Here is an 18,115-nt window from a genome sequence, read left to right as displayed (position 1 = left end):
CCGCCTACGGCACCAGGGCGCCGAGGACCCGCCGCAAGTCGCGCGGGGCCGCCGCGAGGCGGACCTCGGCGCCCGCGTCGTCCAGCTCGGCTATCTCCCAGTCGCGCGGGACGAGTTCGGCCTCCGGGCCGCGCGGGCGGCGGACGGTCCGCAGCGCCAGGCGCCCGGCGGGAATCTCCCGGGACGCGAAGCGCCCGGGTCCCGGGGCGACGGCGGGCGGGCCCGCGCCGAGGAGGATGTGGGTGCCGAAGCAGTGCGGGTTGTAGTCGGTGGCGTCGAGGAAGCGGGCCTTGACGAACACCTCGCCCGTGACGGGCTCGGCCGCCGTCCGCGGCTCGGGGTGACGGATCCGGGTCGCCCGCCAGGCCCAGACGAACAGGGCCAGGGATACGGGGGCGCCGACGGTGAGCCACACGAGCGAGGCCGTGGAACGGAACGGGCCGGTCGTCAGCGTATGGACGAACGGCAGCAGCCAGAAACCGGTACCGACGAGTGCCACGCCGAACGGCCAGGCGGACGGCAGCACCTCGTCCGCGGGCCGGCCGCGTCCGCGCCGCCGGATCACGAGCTGCGACGCGGGGAATCCCGCGCCGAGCGCGCACAGCGCGGAGACGACGGCGACCTCACCGCCGGTGGCGAAGTGTTCGGTCCACTCCTGGCCGGCGCCCTCGACCCGGTAGATGCCGCCTTCCCAGAAGGTGAGGGTCACGCGGTCCCCGGCCGTGAAGTCCTGGGCCGCGTCCCGGTCCACGGAGACCCGGTCGACCGGCCGGTCACCCGTGAAGTAGAGGTAGCTCGGCCCCTTGCCGCGCTCGCGGTGCGTGCGCTCGATGACCGCGCGCTCGGTGACCAGGCACGTACGGTCGGGCTCACCCGCCGGGCACGGGACGGCCGCCTTCCACTCCCGCAGATGGTCCGAGGCCGTGGAGACGAAGGATGCGGCGACACCGCTGCACCCGAGCAGCACCCCGCACACCACCAGGGTCGCCTTCCAGGAACGGCCCGCGGTCCGCGAGTTGATCACCACCGGATGATCCGACTCCGGCCGCCCGTACCGCCGGTGCGCCGCACGCAGCGCGGCGAGGTCGGCCTCGAAGGCGCGCTGGTACGCGGACTGGTCACTCGACCCCTGCGGCAACGGAAGCGTCAGCGCCCGCGTTCTCCTCCTGCCGACGACGACCCGATGGACCTCGGTGCTCTTGTAGACCTTCACGAGCTCCTGCACATCCGCGACATCCGCCCACGGAACACGGCGCCGCCGCAGCCAGGTCCGCACATGGATGCCGTACGCGTCGGCCCGCACCGAGATCGTGACCATCCGCAGCATCCACACGCCGAGCAGCACGAAGAGCACCGACCCGATGGCCACGCCGTCGACGGGGTGGAACGGCGCACCGGCCTCCAGGCGCAGCACGCGATACGCGACACAAGGCGTACCGACCGCCAGAGCGAGCGCCCCGAGTGCGAGCAACACGAGCGTGCTCGGATGCCGGGGGTAGCGGATGTCCACCGTGTCTGCGTCGCGCATACGAGGCAGTGTCGCCCAGCGGTGGTGCGGGGCGCGGCGGGGGCCTCCGGCAGCAACGGACCGGCCCGCCTTGCCGGACCCGGGCAGCTCACCGCCCCCGGGCCGCGTCGGCGCTCACTGCCCCCGCGGCGCGTACATGATGACGGCCATCCCGGCCAGGCAGATCAGCGCGCCGATCACGTCGAACCGGTCGGGCCGGTAGCCGTCCGCCACCATGCCCCACGCGAGGGAACCGGCCACGAAGACGCCGCCGTACGCCGCGAGGATGCGGCCGAAGTTGTCGTCGCTCTGGAAGGTCGCGACCACGCCGTACAGGCCGAGCGCGATCACGCCCGCCCCGATCCAGATCCAGCCCTTGTGCTCGCGGATGCCCTGCCAGACGAGCCAGGCACCCCCGATCTCGAAGAGTGCGGCGACGGCGAACAAGGCGACGGAACGGGCGACGATCACCCGGTCATCGTAGGCGCGGTGGAACCGGCCGCGAGGACGCCGCTGCCGTCACCCTCAGGTGCCCACCCGCGGGAACGTCCCCCGCAGCATCGCCCGCGCCCGCTCGTCCGTCACCTCGTCGACCGCCTCGACGGCCGTGGCGTAGGCCGCGCCGGCCGGGTCCTCGTCGGTGAGCAGCCGGGCCAGGGGTTCGACGGCGCGCGGGTCCTGCCGTGCGGCCAGGCCGCGGGCGGCCTCCGCGACCGTGGCCGGGTCGCTGTCCGTGAGGCGCTCGGCGAGGCTCTCGCGGGTCTCGAGGCTGTCGCTCGCGGACCAGGAGAGCGCGGTCACGGCCCGGTTGCGTACGACAGGGTCCGCATCGCCGGTGAGATGCGCGAGCGTCGTGGCGGCCGCCTCCGCGAGAGCGGCGGGGTCCGCATCGTCTCCCGCCCCCTCGCCGTCCGGCGTCAGCCCATGCAGCGCCGCGGCCACCATCGCGCGGACGGACGGGTCCGGATGGGACGCGTACCGCAGGATGTGCGGGGTGGCCGAGGCGTCGCCGGGTTCACCCAACGCCCGTACCAGCGTGCGGGCGAGGACCGGCTCACCCGCGGGACCGGTGGCGTCGGCCGCCTTGACCAGCAAGGGGAGCACCCGGCCCGCATACGAACGGTCCGCGGCCGACAGCCGCCCGAGCACGTCCACGGCGAACGCGCGCCGCAGCGCGTCCGCGTCCCGGGACAGCGCGGCGGCCGCCTGATAGGTCACCTCGTCGCCGCGGCCCGCGAGTTCGCCCGCCGCCTCGCGCCAGTTCTCGTTGGCGGGATCCGCGAAGGGCACGGCGCGGTCCAGGAGTTCACCGAACGGGGCCCGCACTCCGAGCGCGTGCTCCAGGACGGTCGCTATCGCGCCATGGCCCGTCTGCTGCTCGCGCCCGTGGCCCCCGCCGTCGGGCCGCAGCACCTCCACGCTCACCGTGATCCCCGCGTACTCCGGTATCCGCCGCACGAACACCGCGGCCGGATCGGCCCCTTCGGCCACCTCGCGGTGCAGCGCCGCCTCGACCGAGCCGGCCGGCCACCGCCGCGCCTCGGCCAGCGCCTCCCGCGCGGGGCGCGCGCCGTGCGCCAGGAGGGCCCGTACGGTGCCGAACGAGCCGCGCCGTACCGCCGAGACCAGAGGAGTCAGACCGTCGGGACCGGGGCGCCCGGGGTCGGCGCCGGCGGCGAGCAGTGCCTCGGCGGTGTCGGCATGGCCGAGCTGCACCGCCCACGCGAGCGCCGTGAACCCGCCCTCCTCGGCCTGGTCCGGCTCAGCGCCCGCGGCGAGCAGCGCCCGTACGACGTCGTGGTGGCCCGCGCAGGCCGCGCCGCACAGCGGCAGATCGGCGCCGGAGCTGAGCAGAGCCGGGTCGGCGCCCGCGGCGAGCAGAAGGCGGACCAGGCCGGGACGGTTGGTCATCGCGGCCAGGTAGAGGAGCGTGGCGCCGTCCTCGTCGGCCGCGTCGGGGTCGGTGCCCGAGCGCAGCAGGCGCACGGCGGCGTTCTCGTCTCCGGCGAACACTGCGGAGAAGAGCGCCGATTCGGCGGATTGGTCCGGGGCGTGTGGGTTCTGCATGCTTCGACTACCTTCACCCGCGCAGGCGGTCGAACGCAAAGTCTTTGGCTCAGCCCGTGATCCGGGCTGCCGACTGCCGCTGCAGCTCGGTGGTCACGGCGAGGAAGCGCGTCACCGTCTCCAGCTCCTCGGTGGTGAACTCCTTGCAGATCTCCACGAATTGCTTCGCCCAGTCGTCGAAGAACGCGGACAGCTCGGCGATCTTCTCGCGGTTCAGCTCGACCACCACGCGCCGCTTGTCGGTGGCGTGCCGGACGCGGCTCACGTACCCCTTCGCCTCCAGGCGGTCGATCAGACCGGTCACGGACGCCGGCGCAAGACCGGTGTGCGCGGCGAGGTCCTTGGCGGTGAGCGAACCGTGCTTCGCCAACAGGTCGAGGGTCTTCGTCTCCGTGGCGCTCAGGCCCTGCCGGGCCGCGACCGCCGTATGGAACATGACGGTCGCGGCGCTCTGCTCGCGCCCGGTCTCCATCAGGCGCTCCAGCACGGACGTGCGGACTTCGTCGGCCTTGGTCATGGCGGCACCCTAACAAAAATTTCGTTCGGCCGAACGAAATACTTGTGATCATGACGGTCGGCGTGGAACTCTTTCGTTAGTCCGAACGAAATAAATTTCAGGCCTCCAGGAGACGCCATGTCCGCCACGCACACCACCGAACCGGCCGGCCCTTCCGCCGCCACCGCGCACCCGCGGCGCTGGGCGGCCGCGATCGTCATGATGATCGCGGCGCTCATGGACCTGATCGACGTCACGATCGTCAACGTCGCGATCCCGTCCATAGGCCGCGACCTGCACGCCTCCGAGAGCGCCCTGCAGTGGACGGTCTCGGCGTATCTGCTCGGCTTCGCCGCGACGCTGATCGTCTCCGGCCACCTCGGCGACCGGTACGGCCGCAGGACCCTCTTCCTCGCCGGCACCGCGGGCTTCGGCCTGGCGAGCCTGGCCTGCGGCATGGCCCAGACCCCCGGCCAGCTGGTGGCCGCACGCGCCCTGCAGGGCGTGGTCGCCGCCGTCCTCATCCCGCAGGTGATCGGCTCCTTCCGCACCCTGTTCCAGGGCAAGGAGCGCGGCGCGGCCTTCGGCATGTACGGGGCCGTGGCCGGCTTCGCCTCCGCGGTGGGGATGCTGCTCGGCGGGGTGCTGACCGACGCCGATCTGTTCGGCCTCGGCTGGCGCTCGGTGTTCCTTGTCAACGTGCCCGTGGCCCTCGCGACCTTCGTGGCGGGCTTCCGGCTCGTGCCCGGCAGCAAGGAGCGCTCGGCCGGGCGGCCCGACTTCCTGGGCAGCGTGGTCCTGGCCGGAGCGCTGATCGCGATCGTGCTGCCGCTGGTCCAGGGCGAGTCCTACGGCTGGCCCCTGTGGGGCTGGCTCTGTGTGGCCGCCGGTGTGCTGGCCCTGGTCGCCCTCGCCGTCGTCGAGGGCCGCCGTGACCGCGACGGCGTCGTGCCGCTGCTGCCCGCCCGGGCGTTCCGGCTGCCCGCGTTCTCCCTCGGCGTCGTGGTGCAGCTCCTGTTCTCCGTCGGTATGCAGGGCTTCTTCCTGGTCTTCGCGATCTGGCTGCAGGGCAGCGAGGGTTACAGCCCGATGCAGGCCGGCGTTCTGACCGTCGCCTTCTCGGTGGGCGGCTTCCTGACCGCCCCCGCCGCGGACGCGCTCGCCGCGAAGTTCGGCCGCCTGGTGCTGGTGGCCGGGGCGCTGATGATGGCCGGCGGGTTCGCCTGGGTCTGGCAGGCGGTCACCGCATCGAGCGCCGCGCACACCGGGGCGTGGCCGCTCGTGCCCGGCCTCGTGATCGCCGGCGCCGGACTCGGCTTCCTCATCGTCCCGCTGGTGAACGTGGTCCTGTCCGCCGTCCCCGCCGACCTCGCGGGCGGCGCGTCCGGCATCTTCTCCACCGCGCAGCAGTTCGGCGGCGCCCTGGGCGCGGCCCTGATCGGCTCGGTCTTCTTCGGGCACGCGGCCGACGGTCTGACCGACGCGCTGAGCTCGGCGATGCCGTGGGTCGTGGCCGGGTTCGTGCTCAGCGCCCTGCTCTGCCTCGGACTGCCGCGCAAGGCGATTGCGGCCCACGAGTGAGCAGCTGAGCTGCGGAACGCGGCGGCCCGTCCCGTGCGGATACGGGACCGGCCGCCGCGCCCTCACGTATCGCAGTCGAGCACCGACCCGCACAGCGTGCAGCGCGCCCGTACCCGACCGCGGACCGGCACCCTGAGGCGCTGCCGGCAGGTCGGGCACGGGAAGGACACGCGCAGCGGGCTGCCCGTGTCGAAGGTGTACGGGCGGACGGCCGTGGCGTCGGGGCCGTGGTCCTGCGCGTGGCGCCGGTCCTTCGCATAGCGCCGGCGCCCCGCCCAGCCCGCCGCCGTCAGGGGCGGCTGCCGTTCGTCCTCCCGCGCCATCTGCAGCCCTCTCGTATACGCCGTGTACGCCTGCGGGCTGGTGAACCAGATCGCCGGGTCCTCGCCGAACGCGATGGCCCGCTTGGCGAGTACGTAGCCGAACTCCTCGGGCGTCAGATAGCCGAGCTTCTGCGAACTCGTCCCGTCCTCGCGGAACGCGTCGAGCAGCAGCCAGCCCGCGCCGAGATAGGCGGTCGCGGTGTCGGTGAGGATCTCGTTGTCGCGCGTGCCGGGGAAAGCCAGGCCGAGGCGGTGCAGATAGACGTGCATCACCTCGTGGGCGAGCGCGGCGCCGATGTCGCGGCGGTGGGTGCGGAAACGGTCGTTGAGCTCGATGAAGTACTCGGGGCCCGCGGCCAGTTCGACACTGGCCGCATGGTCCATCTCGCGGAACGACACGATCATCCGCGCGTCCGGCAGCCGCAGGTGCTGCACCATGGTGCGGGCCACGCGCTGGGCGCCCAGATGGAGATCGTCGGTGTCGCAGAACGCCACGTCGGCGGGGGCGACGCTGAGGTCGAAGGTGTGCACGGTGTCGTACGAGAGCCGCTTGTACAGCGCGGTGATCGCCGAACGCACCGTCTCCAGATGCGGGTAGCCGTGCTCCACGGGACTGCCGTTCGCCACGCCCGCACCCCCTTGCGTCGTCGGCTTCCACTGTAAGGCGGGGCGGCGCGCGCCACCGGTCCGCCGGTTCGTCCTTCCGGCCGATCCACGCACTCGCGGGAGAGGCCGTTCGGCCGAGGGCCGGCGGGCCCGGGCGGGCGTAGCGTCAGAAGCGGCATCGCAGGGCCGGACCAGCGCCGCTCCGGCCCTGCGGCCTCCTTCACTGTGGCTGACCGCGGCCGAACCGGCGTGGCCGCCTGCGGTTGCGCCCCGCGCACCGCCCCGGTCCCATGGAGGGCACATGCAGGGCAGAGCTCAGGGACCCCGGCGGGCAGGCGGCGGCATATGGCGATCACGGTGGTCATCGCGGACGACCAGGAGATGGTCCGCACCGGCTTCCGCATGATCCTGGAGAGCCAGCCCGACCTCCACGTCGTCGAGGACGTCGTGGACGGCGAGGCCGCGCTCGAAGCCGTGCGCCGTCATGACCCCGATGTCCTCCTGCTCGACATCCGGATGCCCAAGCTCGACGGTCTCGAAGTGACCCGCCGTCTGACCGCGGCCGGCGCCGAACGCCCCCGTATCGTCATCGTCACCACCTTCGACCTCGACGAATACGTGCACTCCGCGCTGCTCGGCGGCGCCAGCGGTTTCCTGCTCAAGGACGCGAGCCCCGCCATGCTGGTCGAGGCGGTCCGTGCCGCGGCCGTCGGGGACTCCCTGGTCTCACCCGCGATCACCGTGCGGCTGCTGCGCGAGATGGCCCCGATCGCCGCGCGCCGCGACGTACGGGCCCCCGCCGAACCGCTCACCGACCGCGAGACCGAGGTCGTGCGCTGTCTGGCCCGCGGCATGACCAACGCCGAGATCGGCTCCGCCCTGTTCGTCTCGCTCTCCACGGTCAAGACCCATCTGGCCAACGTCCAGGCCAAACTCGACGCCCGCAACCGCGTGGAGATCGCCGCATGGGCCTGGGAGAGCGGACTGGCCTCGGGCGAGAAGTGAACGGGCCCGGGCAGGGGCATGAGCGGGCCGGGCGGGCGATGAACGGGCCGGGCGCGAAGTGAACGCGCTGCTCGCCTGGTTCGGGCGCAGCCGCCGGCGGGTCGCGGCGGGGAAGCTGCTCTTCGCCGCCGTCCTGATCGCGCTCGTGGCCTTCGAGGGCTGGGCGCTGGCCCGGCAGCCGACCGTTCCGCACGTCCTCGTCGTGATCTCCGGCGTCTTCGTCTGCCTGTGCGCGGTGCCCTGGTCGGGGGTGTCGCTGCTCGCCCGGGCGTGGCCCGCGACCGGGGTGTCCTGGGCCGTGACACTGATCCTTTTCGCGGGGGACCACCCCCTCAAGGTGTGGGGTCTGGCCGAGGCCGTCGCCCTGCTGCTCCTGCTCAGCGGTGTGCTGCAGCGCGCCCCCACCCGTGTCGCCGCGGTCCTCGGCCCGCTGCTCGGCCTCGCGGCGATGGCCGCTCCCGTACGGGACGAGGACCCCGGCCGCTATACGACGCTGTTCGCCGTCCTGACGGTCGTGGTCGCCGCGTATTCGCTGCTGCTGCGCGCCCAGTCCGAGCAGCGCCGCCGCGATCTGCAGGCCGTACGGTCCGCGGAGCGCATCGAACTCGCCCGGGAACTGCACGACTTGGTGGCCCACCATGTCACCGGCATCGTGGTCCAGGCCGGCGCGGCCCGCTTCACCGCCGTCTCCGCCGAGCAGGCCGCCGTGACGTTCGAGCGGATCGAGAAGGCGGGCGAGGAAGCGCTCGGCGCGATGCGCCGGCTGGTCAAGGTGCTGCGTGAAGGGGCCGCGGAGACCCGGCCCGTGGCGGGTCTCGCCGAGGTGCGCGAGCTGACCGACCGCTTCTCGGAGGTGGGGCCGCCCGCGATCCTGTACGTCGCACCGGGCCTGGCCGAGGACCTGCCCGGCGAGCTCGCCGCGCTCGCCTACCGCGTGGTCCGCGAATGCCTCACCAACATCCGCAAGCACGCCGCCGACGCCTCCGCCGTCCGCGTCGGCATCCGCACGGACGGCCAGGGCCTGGAGATCCGCGTCGCCGACGACGGCACGAAGCCGGCCGCCCATCATGCGGCCGGCGGCGGCTTCGGTCTGGCCGGGCTCACCGAACGCGTCGAGGCGCTGGGCGGCACCCTCACCTCGGGTCCGAATCCGGAGGGAGGGTGGGAGGTCCGGGCGGTGGTGCCGTGCGAGATCCAGGGGTCCGCACGACGGACCGACCCTCACTAGTGCGCGCCGTTTAGTCCAGCACCTGCCCCGCATTTGTCCATGGGCCCACCCGCCCCCCGCGCCCCAAGGTGACCGCATCAGTCCGGTTCGAGGAGGGTGCACAGTGCAGTCGACAGCGCAGTCCGTGCAGAGCACGCCGTCCGCAGCCCAGGGGCCCAGCCGACGGGCGGTCGTCGTCGCCGGGGCCGCCGCCGGGGTGGCGGCAGCCGTCGGGGTGCCGCAGGCCGCGGCGGCCGCGGGCGCGGGGGAAGTGGTGGTCGGATCGCGGGAGTTGGCGGTCACCGTGGACGCGGCGTTCCCGCGGATCGTGCGGTACGAGGACCGGGGGACCGGTGCCGTCCTGCATGGCGCCTCGGACCCCGTCACCGAGGTGCGGATCGACGGGACGGCCCGTACCCCGAAGGTCACGGCCACCCCCGCCGGCGGACGCATCGGCTACACCCTTGCCTTCGACGGCGGCACCGAGATCGACGTACGGATCGCCGTCGACGGATGGCGCGTGGACTGGCGGGTCACCGCCGTGCGGGACACGGACGCGCTGCGCGTGGGCACGCTGGAGTTCCCGGGGATGGCCTTCCTGGCCGTGCGCAGCGATCAGCCGGGCGCCGCGCTGCTGGCCGCGCGGATCCACCTGGACAAGGCAGCGAGCGGGGACACGCTCGTCCGGCCCGCCGCGGACACCCCTGCACAGGCGCCCGTCGGCTGCGCGTACGCCGTCGTCGCGCACGACCGGCTCGGCGGAGCCGTCGAGACCAACACCGTGTACGACAAGCCCGATACGGCGGCCGGTACGACCTGGGAGAACGGGCGGCTGTGGCGCAGCACGGTGCGCAAGGACGGGGCCGACGGGTACACGGAGGCGCGGCTGGCGTGCGGTCAGTGGACCCACCGGGCCGCGACCGCGCCCGTGGACGCCACCGAGCCGCTGCCGTACGCCACCGTGGTGGTGACCCGGGACCGCAACGACGACGGGATCGTGGACTGGCAGGACGCGGCCATCGCCTTCCGGGATGTCATGGTCACGCCACTCGGCGCGGACCGGCAGCATCTGCGGGTGGTGCCGCACATCCCGTTCAACTTCGCCTCGCAGGCCACCAACCCGTTCCTCGCCACCCTCGACCAGGTCAAGCGGATCTCGCTCGCGACGGACGGGCTGCGGCAGTACACGCTGCTCAAGGGGTACCAGTCGGAGGGCCATGACTCGGCGCACCCGGACTACGCGGGCAACCACAACAAGCGCGCGGGCGGCCTCGACGACCTCAACACCCTGGTCAGGGAAGGCCGCAAGTGGGGCAGCGACTTCGGCGTGCACGTGAACGCCACCGAGTCGTACCCGGTCGCGAACGCCTTCTCCGAGACGCTGGTCGACAAGGCCAACGAGCAGTGGGACTGGCTCGACCAGAGCTACCGGATCGACCAACGGCGCGATCTCGTCTCCGGCGACATCATCAAGCGCTTCGCGGACCTGCGGGCCGAGACCGACCCCGCCCTCAACACGCTCTACATCGACGTGTTCCGCGAGTCCGGCTGGACCTCGGACCGGCTGCAGCGCGCCCTCGCCGCCCAGGGCTGGATCGTGACGACCGAGTGGGGCCACGGCCTGGAACGGTCCGCTGTCTGGTCGCACTGGGCCACCGAGACCGACTACGGACCCGACACCTCGCGCGGCATCAACTCCCGCCTGATCCGCTTCATCCGCAACCACCAGAAGGACGTCTTCGCCGACAAGTGGCCGACCCTGCTCGGCATTCCGCGCACCGGGAACTTCGAGGGCTGGGTGGGCAAGACGGACTGGAAGGTCTTCCACGACCTCATCTGGACCGAGTCGCTGCCAGCCAAGTACCTCCAGGCGTACCCGATCAAGACCTGGGGCGAGCACCTCATCACCTTCTTCGGACCGACCGGGACCAGCGTCGGCGACGAGGGCGGCAAGCGGGTCATCACGACGGACGGACGCGTGGTGTACGACGACGGGCGCTATCTGCTCCCGTGGGAACCGCGCGAGGCCACCGACCCGGCGAAGCTCTACCACTACGCGCCCAAGGCCGGATCGAGCACCTGGCGGCTGCCGCGCGGCTGGTCCGGGCTCAGGAAGGTGAGCGTGTACCGCCTCACCGACCAGGGGCGGGTGCACGTCGAGGACGTGCCGGTCCGCGGCGGCAAGGTCACCCTGAAGGCGGCCGCCGGGCAGCCGTACGTCGTCCTGCGCGAACGCGTCCCCGCGCAGGGCGATCCGGACTGGGGCCAGTCCACTCCGCTGCACGACCCCGGCTTCAACTCCGGCTCCCTGAAGGGCTGGACGGTCTCCGGCCCGGCGTCCGTCGAGCTCAGCGCACTCGGCGACTACGAGCTGGTGATCGGCTCGGGCGGTGCGGCGGCCGTGGGACAGCGGGTGCGGCGCCTCGCTCCCGGCACATATGCGGCCTCCGTACAGGTCGAGGTGGGGGAGAAGGCCGGTGACGAGCGCCGGGCCACCCTGGAGGTGCGCACCGCCGACGGCCTCACCGCTGCCAACTGGACCGGCACATCCACCGCCGGGAACTACGTGGCCGCCGACCGCAAGCACGGCACCCGCTTCCAGCGGATGTTCACGTGGTTCACGGTCCCGGAAGGCGGCGGGCCGGTCGATCTGACGCTGCGGGCCGCGGCCGGCAAGGCACGCGTCCGCTTCGACAACCTGCGGATCGTCCGCGGCACCCGGTCCGCGAGCGAAGGGACCCTGGTCTTCGAGGACTTCGAGCACGTACCGCAGGGCTGGGGCCCGTTCGTGAAGGGCGACGCAGGCGGTGCCACCGACCCGCGCACCCATATCGCCCAGCGGCACGCCCCGTTCACCCAGCGCGGCTGGAACGGCAAGGCGATCGACGATGTCGTCGACGGCACCGAATCGCTCAAGTCCCGCGGCGAGAACGACGGCCTGGTGTACCGCACCGTCCCGCACACCGTGCGTTTCGCACCCGGCAGGCGCTACCGGGTGACCTTCCGGTACGAGAACGAGAAGGCCGGCCAGTACGCCTGGATCACCGCCGTGGACAGCCCGCAGCCGCGCGAGCTGACCCGCGCCGAGCTGCCCGTGGCGACGGAACCCACGGTGTTCTCCTACGAGTTCACCGCGCCGGACAGCGGTGAGGCGTGGGTCGGACTGCGCAAGACCGGGAGCGACGGGGTCGCGGAGTTCGTGCTCGACTCGTTCGAGGTGCGCGAGGTGTAAGGCCTGGCGGATGCACGAGGAGGGGGGGGGGGGGGGGGGGGGGGGGGGGGGGGGGGGGGGGGGCGGGGCGGGCCGCGGGGGGGGGGGGGGGGGTGTGGGGGGGGGGGGCGCCCGGGGGGGGGGGGGGCCCCGCCCGGCCCCCCCCCCCTCCTCGTACGGCGCCGCTACCGCAGCCGTACCGCCCGGCCGGCGGCCGCCGCCTCCAGTTCGAGCACCCACACCTCGTTGGCCCCCTCGCGCAGCACGGGACCCGGCACGAACAGTGCGTCCTGCGGTCCGGCCGACCAGTAGCGGCCCAGGTTGAAGCCGTTGACCCAGACGAAACCCCGGGTCCAGCCCGGCAGTTCGAGCCAGGCGTCGCCTGGGGCGGGGACCTCCAAGGAGCCCGCGTACAGTCCGGTCACGCCCTCCGGCGGGCCCAGGCGCAGGCCGTCGAGGCCCGCGTCGAGTGCGTCGAGGCGCAGGCCCTGGGCCGTGATGCCGTGCAGGTACTGGCGCTCGTGGCGCAGGCCCCCGGTGAGGCCCTTCGGCTCACCCACCCGCGGCCCGTAGTTGACCCGCCCCAGGGACTCCACCCACAGGTCCACCACCGCGGGACCCGCCACCGGAGCGTCCAGGACCGGGGAGGCCTCGGTGAGCACCCCGGCCCGTACCCCGTCGACGTACACCACCGCGCGGTCCCGCAGGCCCGAGGCGTTCAGTTCATACGGGCGGCGGGGGCCCGGGACCGTGCAGCGGTAGCGGACCAGACCGCGGTCCACGTCCAGGTCCTCGAAGGTGGGCGGAGCGCCGGTGACCGTCTCCGGGCCGCCGAACGCCGCGAGGACGTCCTCCGGGCTCGCCCACGCGTCGAGCGTCGCCGTCGCCGGGGCGGCCAACTGGGCGGGCGGGGACGGAAGTTCGGGCAGCGGCCCGTCCGCGTACGCGGCGAGCACCTCGCGGAAGGCCCAGAACTTCGGCGTCGGGCGGCCCTGCTCGTCGATCGGCGCGTCGTAGTCGTACGAGGTCACATCCGGCTGCAGCTCCCCCTCGTGCAGATCGCCGCCGCCCCGGTTCGCCCCCGCCCATCCGGCGAAGCTCGTGCCGCCGTGCGCCATGTACAGGTTCACGGACGCGCCGCAGCCGAGGATCTCGCGCAGCGCGGCCGCCGCGTCCTCGGGCGTGCGCACCACGGACTTGCCGCCCCAGTGCGAGAACCAGCCGCACCAGAACTCCATGCACATCAGCGGCCCCGACGGCTGATGGCGGCGGAGGGTCTCGAAGCCCGTCCGCGCGTCCGAACCGAAGTTGACCGTGGCGAGCACCCCCGGCACCGAACCGCCGGTGAGCATGTGGTCCTCGGGGCCGTCCGAGGTGAACAGCGGCACCTCCACACCCAGGTCGCGCAGCACGTCGGCGAGGTGGCGCAGATACTCCGGGTCGCTGCCGTACGACCCGTACTCGTTCTCGACCTGCACCATGAGCACCGGACCGCCGCGATGGATCTGACGCGGGACGATCTCCCGTATGAGCCGGTCGAACCAGCCGTCCACCAGGCGCAGATACTCCGGGTCGCGGGTGCGCGCCCGCGGGCCGAGCGGCCCGGTCACCCAGTGCGGCAGCCCGCCGTTCTCCCACTCGGCGCAGATGTACGGACCCGGCCGCACGATCGCCCACAGACCGGCCCGCGCCGCCGCGTCGAGGAACCGGCCGAGCGCCTCGACGTCGCGGTACGCGCCCGGCAGCGGCTCATGCAGATTCCAGGGGACATACGTCTCCACACAGTTGAGCCCCATCGCCCGCAGCATGCCGAGCCGGTGCGCCCACTGCTCCTCGTGGACGCGGAAGTAGTGCAGCGCGCCGGAGAGCAGCCGCACGGGCCGCCCGTCCAGCTCGAAGTCCTCGTCACCGATCCTGAACTCGCCGGCCCCGGATGTGCTCATGCCCGTCCCTCGCTCGCTCGTGCCACCGGGCCAGATTCACCCCCTGGCGGGTCGCCGGTCCATGGACAAAGATCGGCGGTGCTTGCACTGCAGCGGCGACGACGGATCAGCCGGAAAGGGGGCAAAGGCCCATGTATCACACGTGGATGCGCTACTTCACGCCCAGTCCCGTGCACCACCGGCTCGGCCTTGTCTGCCTCGGTGTGGGCCTGCAGTACGGTGCGCTGCCGCCGGTCGGACCGCGCACGCTCGACCACCACGTGGCGATGGTGATCTGCTCCGGCGGCGGCTGGTACCGGCTGCCCGACGGGCGGCATCTGACGATCACGGCGCCCGCGCTCGTCTGGCTGCTCCCGGGAGTGCCGCACCAGTACGGGCCCGATCCGGACACCGGCTGGGACGAGGCGTTCGTCGACTTCACGGGCCCGGCGACGGCCACGTACACCGAACTCGGCTACATCGAGCCGGACCGCCCGGTCGTCCCGCTCGGCGACAGCGGACCGGCCCGCGCGGTCGTCACCCGCATCGCCCGCGCGGCCCGCGTCGGCAATCCGCTCCTGGAGGTCGAGACGGGCGCGGCCGTCCATGAACTCCTCGTCGCGCTGCGCCGCTCGCGCGCCGACCTCGCGCCCGACGGCGACCCGGTCCTCGAAGCCCTCGCCCGTGACGCGTATCTGCCGCTCTCGGTCGCCGAGCACGCCGCACGCCTGGGCATGACCCCCGCCGAACTGCGCTCCGCCGTCCGCCGGGGCTCGGGCTGCAGCCCCAAGGACTATCTGCTGTCGATCCGGCTCGGCCGGGCCAAGGAACTCCTCGCGGCGACCGAGCTCCCGGTCGCCGCGGTCGCCCGCCGTATCGGCTACGACGACCCCGCCTACTTCTCCCGCCTCTTCACCCGCCGCGTCGGCCTGCCCCCGATCCGCTTCCGCGAACAGCAGGCCCGTACGGTCCCGGGCGGCTGGTCCCAGGAGATGCCGGACCCCGCGGACCCGCCACGGCTCGCACCGTCCGCGCCCTGACGGCGTCGCTGTCCGAGGGGCGGGCGCCCGCCGCGACCGGCCGCTCACGGCACGTAGGCTCGTGGACCATGACCACGCGTGACACCTCCCCGACCGACCCGCAGGTCCTCGCCGAGCTGGCCCGGCTGCGGGACAGCATCGACAACATCGACGCGGCCGTCGTCCATATGCTCGCCGAGCGCTTCAAGTGCACCCAGCAGGTCGGCCACCTCAAGGCCGCGCACCAGCTGCCGCCGGCGGACCCGTCCCGCGAGGCCCAGCAGATCGCCCGGCTGCGCGGCCTCGCGGAGAGCGCGAAGCTCGATCCGGCCTTCGCGGAGAAGCTGCTCAACTTCATCATCAGCGAGGTGATCCGCCACCACGAGCAGATCGCGGGCGCGACGGAGCGCTGACGCCCGCCCAGGCCCCCTCTGTGCCCCGATCCGCACATCAGGCAGCATGTCCCCATGTCCGTACTGACGCGCGACGAAGCGCAGACCCGTGCCCGACTCCTCGACGTGCAGCGATACGAGGTCGATCTCGATCTCACACGTGGGGAGGAGACCTTCGACGCCCGAACCGTGATCCGGTTCACGGCCCGCGAGGCCGGTGACACCTTCGTCGACCTGAAGGCCGCCAAACTGCGCGAGGCCACGCTGGACGGACAGCCGCTCGACCCGGAGACGTACGACGGCGGCCGGCTGCCGCTGCGGCACCTCACCGCCGGCGAGCACGTCCTGAGCGTGGACGCGCAGATGCGCTACTCGCACACCGGCGAGGGCATGCACCGCTTCACCGACCCCGCCGACGGCGAGACCTACCTCTACACCCAGCTCGGCATGGACTACGCCCCGCTGGTCTTCGCCGCCTTCGACCAGCCCGACCTCAAGGCCGTCTTCGCGTTCACCGTCACCGCACCCGAGGGCTGGACCGTCCTCGGCAACGGCATCGCGAAGGACGAGGGCAAGGGCCGCTGGACCGTCGCCGACACCCCGCGGATCTCCTCGTATCTCGCCGCGCTCGCCGCCGGTCCCTACCACTCGGTGCGCAGCGAGCACCGCGGGCTGCCCTTCGGCATCCACTGCCGCCGCTCGCTCGCCCCGTTCATGGATGCCGACGCGGACGAGATCCTCGACGCCACCAAGGCGCTCTTCGACCGCTACCACGAGAAGTTCGACGAGCCCTACCCGTTCGACTCGTACGACCAGGCCTTCGTCCCCGAGTTCAACTGGGGCGCCATGGAGAACCCGGGCCTCGTCACCTTCCGCGACGAGTTCATCTACCGCTCCGCCGTCACCGACACCGAGCGCCAGACCCGCGTCATGGTCATCGCCCACGAGATGGCCCACATGTGGTTCGGCGACCTCGTGACGCTGCGCTGGTGGGACGACATCTGGCTGAACGAGTCCTTCGCCGAGTACATGGGCTACCAGGTCACGTCCGAGGTCACCCGGTTCGCGGACACCTGGACGGACTTCGGGATCGCCCGCAAGACCTGGGGATACGACAGCGACCAGCGGCCCACGACCCACCCGGTCGCCCCCGCACCCGAGCTGGTCCCCGACACCGCCGCCGCGCAGGCCAACTTCGACGGCATCTCGTACGCGAAGGGCGCCTCGGCGCTGCGCCAGCTCGTCGCGTGGCTCGGCGACAAGGACTTCTCCGCGGGCATCAACGCACACTTCGCGCGCCACAAGTTCGACAACGCGACGCTCGCCGACTTCATCGACAACCTCGCCTCGGCCACCGACCGCGACGTCCACGCCTGGGCGCGCGTCTGGCTCGGCACCACGGGCGTCGACACGCTGACCCCGGCGGTCACCGAGAGCGGCAACGCGTGGCAGCTCACCGTGACGCGCGACGGAAGCCGTCCGCACCGGATCGGGGTCGCGGCCTACGACCACGATCTGCACGAGGACCGCGCCCTGGTAGTGCGCGAGCGCTTCGAGCTCGACCTCGCCGACGGGCCCGCGGAGGTGACGCGCGGCGGCCGCAGGCCGGCCCTCGTCGTCCTCAACGACCAGGACCTCACGTACACGAAGGTCCGTTTCGACGAGCAGTCGCAGGAGATCGCTCTGCGCGGCGTCTCCGGCATCCCCGACCCGCTGAACCGGACCGTCGTCTGGAACGCGCTGCGCGACATGGTCCGCGACGGCGAACTGGAGCCGGTCGCCTACCTGGAGACGGCCCGCGCCCACCTCACGGACGAGACCGACCTCGCGATCATCCAGGGCGTCCTCGCCTTCGCGGGCAGCCAGATCGCCGACCGCTACCTGGCACCGGCCGACCGCCCCGCCGCGCTGAGCCTGCTCTCGGACCTGTGCGAGGACATCATCCGGCTCACCGAGGACGGCTCGGCGCCCGGCGCCCGGCTCACCGCCGTACGCCACTTCATCGACCACGCCCAGCGCGCGGACGTCATCCGCGCCTGGTTCGACGAGGGCACCGTCCCCGGCGGCCCCGAGCTCGACCCGGAGCTGCGCTGGCGGCTGCTCACCCGGCTCGCGGTGCTCGGCGCCGTGGACGACGCGGTGATCGAGGCGGAGCTCCTGCACGACCCGAGCGCCACCGGCCAGGAAGGCGCGGCGCGCTGCCGGGCGGCGCTGCCCGACCCGGTGGCGAAGGAGGCCGCGTGGGAGGCGATGTTCGGCGGCGCCGACAGCCTCTCCAACTACCTGTTCGTCGCCACGGCCCAGGGCTTCTGGCAGCCCGAGCAGCTCGACCTCGTCCGCCCCTACGTGACCCGCTTCTTCACCGACGCGATCGCCACGGCGGGCCGCCGCGGCCCGGCCCTCGCCGACGCCATCGGCCGCCACGCCGTCCCCGCGGCCGTCGTCGAGCCGGCGACGCTGGAGCTGGGGGAGCGGTGCCTGGAGGGCGACGACGTCCCGGCCCCGCTGCGCCGCCGCCTGGCCGACCACATGGACGACCTGGCGCGGGCGTTGCGGGTGCGGCAGGTCTGAGGCGTACGGAGAAGGGGCGTCGGTTCACGGACCGGCGCCCCTTTCGTGTGCGGTGAGGCGTGCGAGGTCCGCCCATACCACCCCAACTCCTTTTCCCCGTACGGCAGTACCACTTTCGAGTTGTGCTCGTTTATCCCCGCGGGCGCCACCGCACACCACGCTGCACGCTGGAGTCCCACCGCATCGGTCACTCCCTGATCGCTCCCGC

General features: G+C 72.9%; 13 protein-coding genes. 7 read left to right on the top strand and 6 right to left on the bottom strand.

What is annotated here, in order from left to right; all coding sequences use genetic code 11:
* Positions 1–4: 4 nt before the first annotated feature.
* The 4 genes from ACIBI4_RS16685 to ACIBI4_RS16670 form a co-directional block, all read right to left on the bottom strand.
* A complete protein-coding gene (locus ACIBI4_RS16685) occupies positions 5–1,528 on the bottom strand; it encodes a PH domain-containing protein (protein WP_399204614.1) in 1,524 nt (507 codons plus the stop codon).
* A 114-nt stretch (positions 1,529–1,642) separates the two neighbouring features.
* Positions 1,643–1,978: a YnfA family protein gene (locus ACIBI4_RS16680; protein ID WP_399204613.1), complete on the bottom strand. Its 336-nt coding sequence runs from the start codon at positions 1,976–1,978 to the stop codon at positions 1,643–1,645.
* A 54-nt stretch (positions 1,979–2,032) separates the two neighbouring features.
* Positions 2,033–3,574: an ankyrin repeat domain-containing protein gene (locus ACIBI4_RS16675; protein ID WP_399204612.1), complete on the bottom strand. Its 1,542-nt coding sequence runs from the start codon at positions 3,572–3,574 to the stop codon at positions 2,033–2,035.
* 49 nt (positions 3,575–3,623) lie between these two features.
* Positions 3,624–4,091 (bottom strand): MarR family winged helix-turn-helix transcriptional regulator, encoded by a 468-nt coding sequence (locus ACIBI4_RS16670; protein WP_399204611.1) that lies wholly within the window; start codon positions 4,089–4,091, stop codon positions 3,624–3,626.
* Between the two features lie 117 nt (positions 4,092–4,208).
* Here ACIBI4_RS16670 and ACIBI4_RS16665 point away from each other — a divergent pair, with 117 nt between their 5' ends.
* Entirely contained in the window at positions 4,209–5,651 is a 1,443-nt protein-coding gene (locus tag ACIBI4_RS16665; RefSeq protein WP_399204610.1) for an MFS transporter, read from the top strand.
* Between the two features lie 62 nt (positions 5,652–5,713).
* Here ACIBI4_RS16665 and ACIBI4_RS16660 read toward each other — a convergent pair whose 3' ends face one another.
* The gene (locus ACIBI4_RS16660; RefSeq protein WP_399204609.1) at positions 5,714–6,601 is read right to left on the bottom strand and encodes a hypothetical protein; all 888 of its coding nucleotides are present in this window, start codon (positions 6,599–6,601) and stop codon (positions 5,714–5,716) included.
* 324 nt (positions 6,602–6,925) lie between these two features.
* On the opposite strand from ACIBI4_RS16660, the gene ACIBI4_RS16655 reads away from it, so the two are divergent.
* The 3 genes from ACIBI4_RS16655 to ACIBI4_RS16645 all read left to right on the top strand — a co-directional run bounded on the left by ACIBI4_RS16655 (position 6,926) and on the right by ACIBI4_RS16645 (position 12,024).
* Positions 6,926–7,585, top strand: coding sequence for a response regulator (locus ACIBI4_RS16655; RefSeq protein ID WP_399204608.1), 660 nt, complete (start codon positions 6,926–6,928; stop codon positions 7,583–7,585).
* Between the two features lie 58 nt (positions 7,586–7,643).
* The gene (locus tag ACIBI4_RS16650; RefSeq protein ID WP_399204607.1) at positions 7,644–8,813 is read left to right on the top strand and encodes a sensor histidine kinase; all 1,170 of its coding nucleotides are present in this window, start codon (positions 7,644–7,646) and stop codon (positions 8,811–8,813) included.
* Positions 8,814–8,916: 103 nt separating this feature from the next.
* Positions 8,917–12,024, top strand: a complete 3,108-nt coding sequence (locus tag ACIBI4_RS16645; protein WP_399204606.1) for an endo-alpha-N-acetylgalactosaminidase family protein — start codon at positions 8,917–8,919, stop codon at positions 12,022–12,024.
* A 164-nt stretch (positions 12,025–12,188) separates the two neighbouring features.
* Here ACIBI4_RS16645 and ACIBI4_RS16640 read toward each other — a convergent pair whose 3' ends face one another.
* On the bottom strand, positions 12,189–13,946 hold the full coding sequence (locus ACIBI4_RS16640) for a beta-galactosidase family protein (protein ID WP_399204605.1): 1,758 nt from the start codon (positions 13,944–13,946) through the stop codon (positions 12,189–12,191).
* A gap of 131 nt (positions 13,947–14,077) precedes the next feature.
* Here ACIBI4_RS16640 and ACIBI4_RS16635 point away from each other — a divergent pair, with 131 nt between their 5' ends.
* The 3 genes from ACIBI4_RS16635 to pepN all read left to right on the top strand — a co-directional run bounded on the left by ACIBI4_RS16635 (position 14,078) and on the right by pepN (position 17,907).
* Complete coding sequence (locus ACIBI4_RS16635) at positions 14,078–14,965, top strand: helix-turn-helix domain-containing protein (protein WP_399204604.1); 888 nt, start codon at positions 14,078–14,080, stop codon at positions 14,963–14,965.
* 68 nt (positions 14,966–15,033) lie between these two features.
* A complete protein-coding gene (locus ACIBI4_RS16630; RefSeq protein ID WP_399204603.1) occupies positions 15,034–15,357 on the top strand; it encodes a chorismate mutase in 324 nt (107 codons plus the stop codon).
* A 54-nt stretch (positions 15,358–15,411) separates the two neighbouring features.
* Positions 15,412–17,907, top strand: a complete 2,496-nt coding sequence (pepN, locus tag ACIBI4_RS16625; RefSeq protein WP_399204602.1) for an aminopeptidase N — start codon at positions 15,412–15,414, stop codon at positions 17,905–17,907.
* Positions 17,908–18,115 lie beyond the last annotated feature (208 nt).

Origin of the sequence: Streptomyces sp. NPDC050418 (genome assembly GCF_044458745.1) — a bacterium.
Lineage (GTDB): Bacteria > Actinomycetota > Actinomycetes > Streptomycetales > Streptomycetaceae > Streptomyces.
The sequence above is the reverse complement of the archived record's forward strand: the minus strand, read 5'-3'. Positions and strand labels throughout refer to the sequence as shown.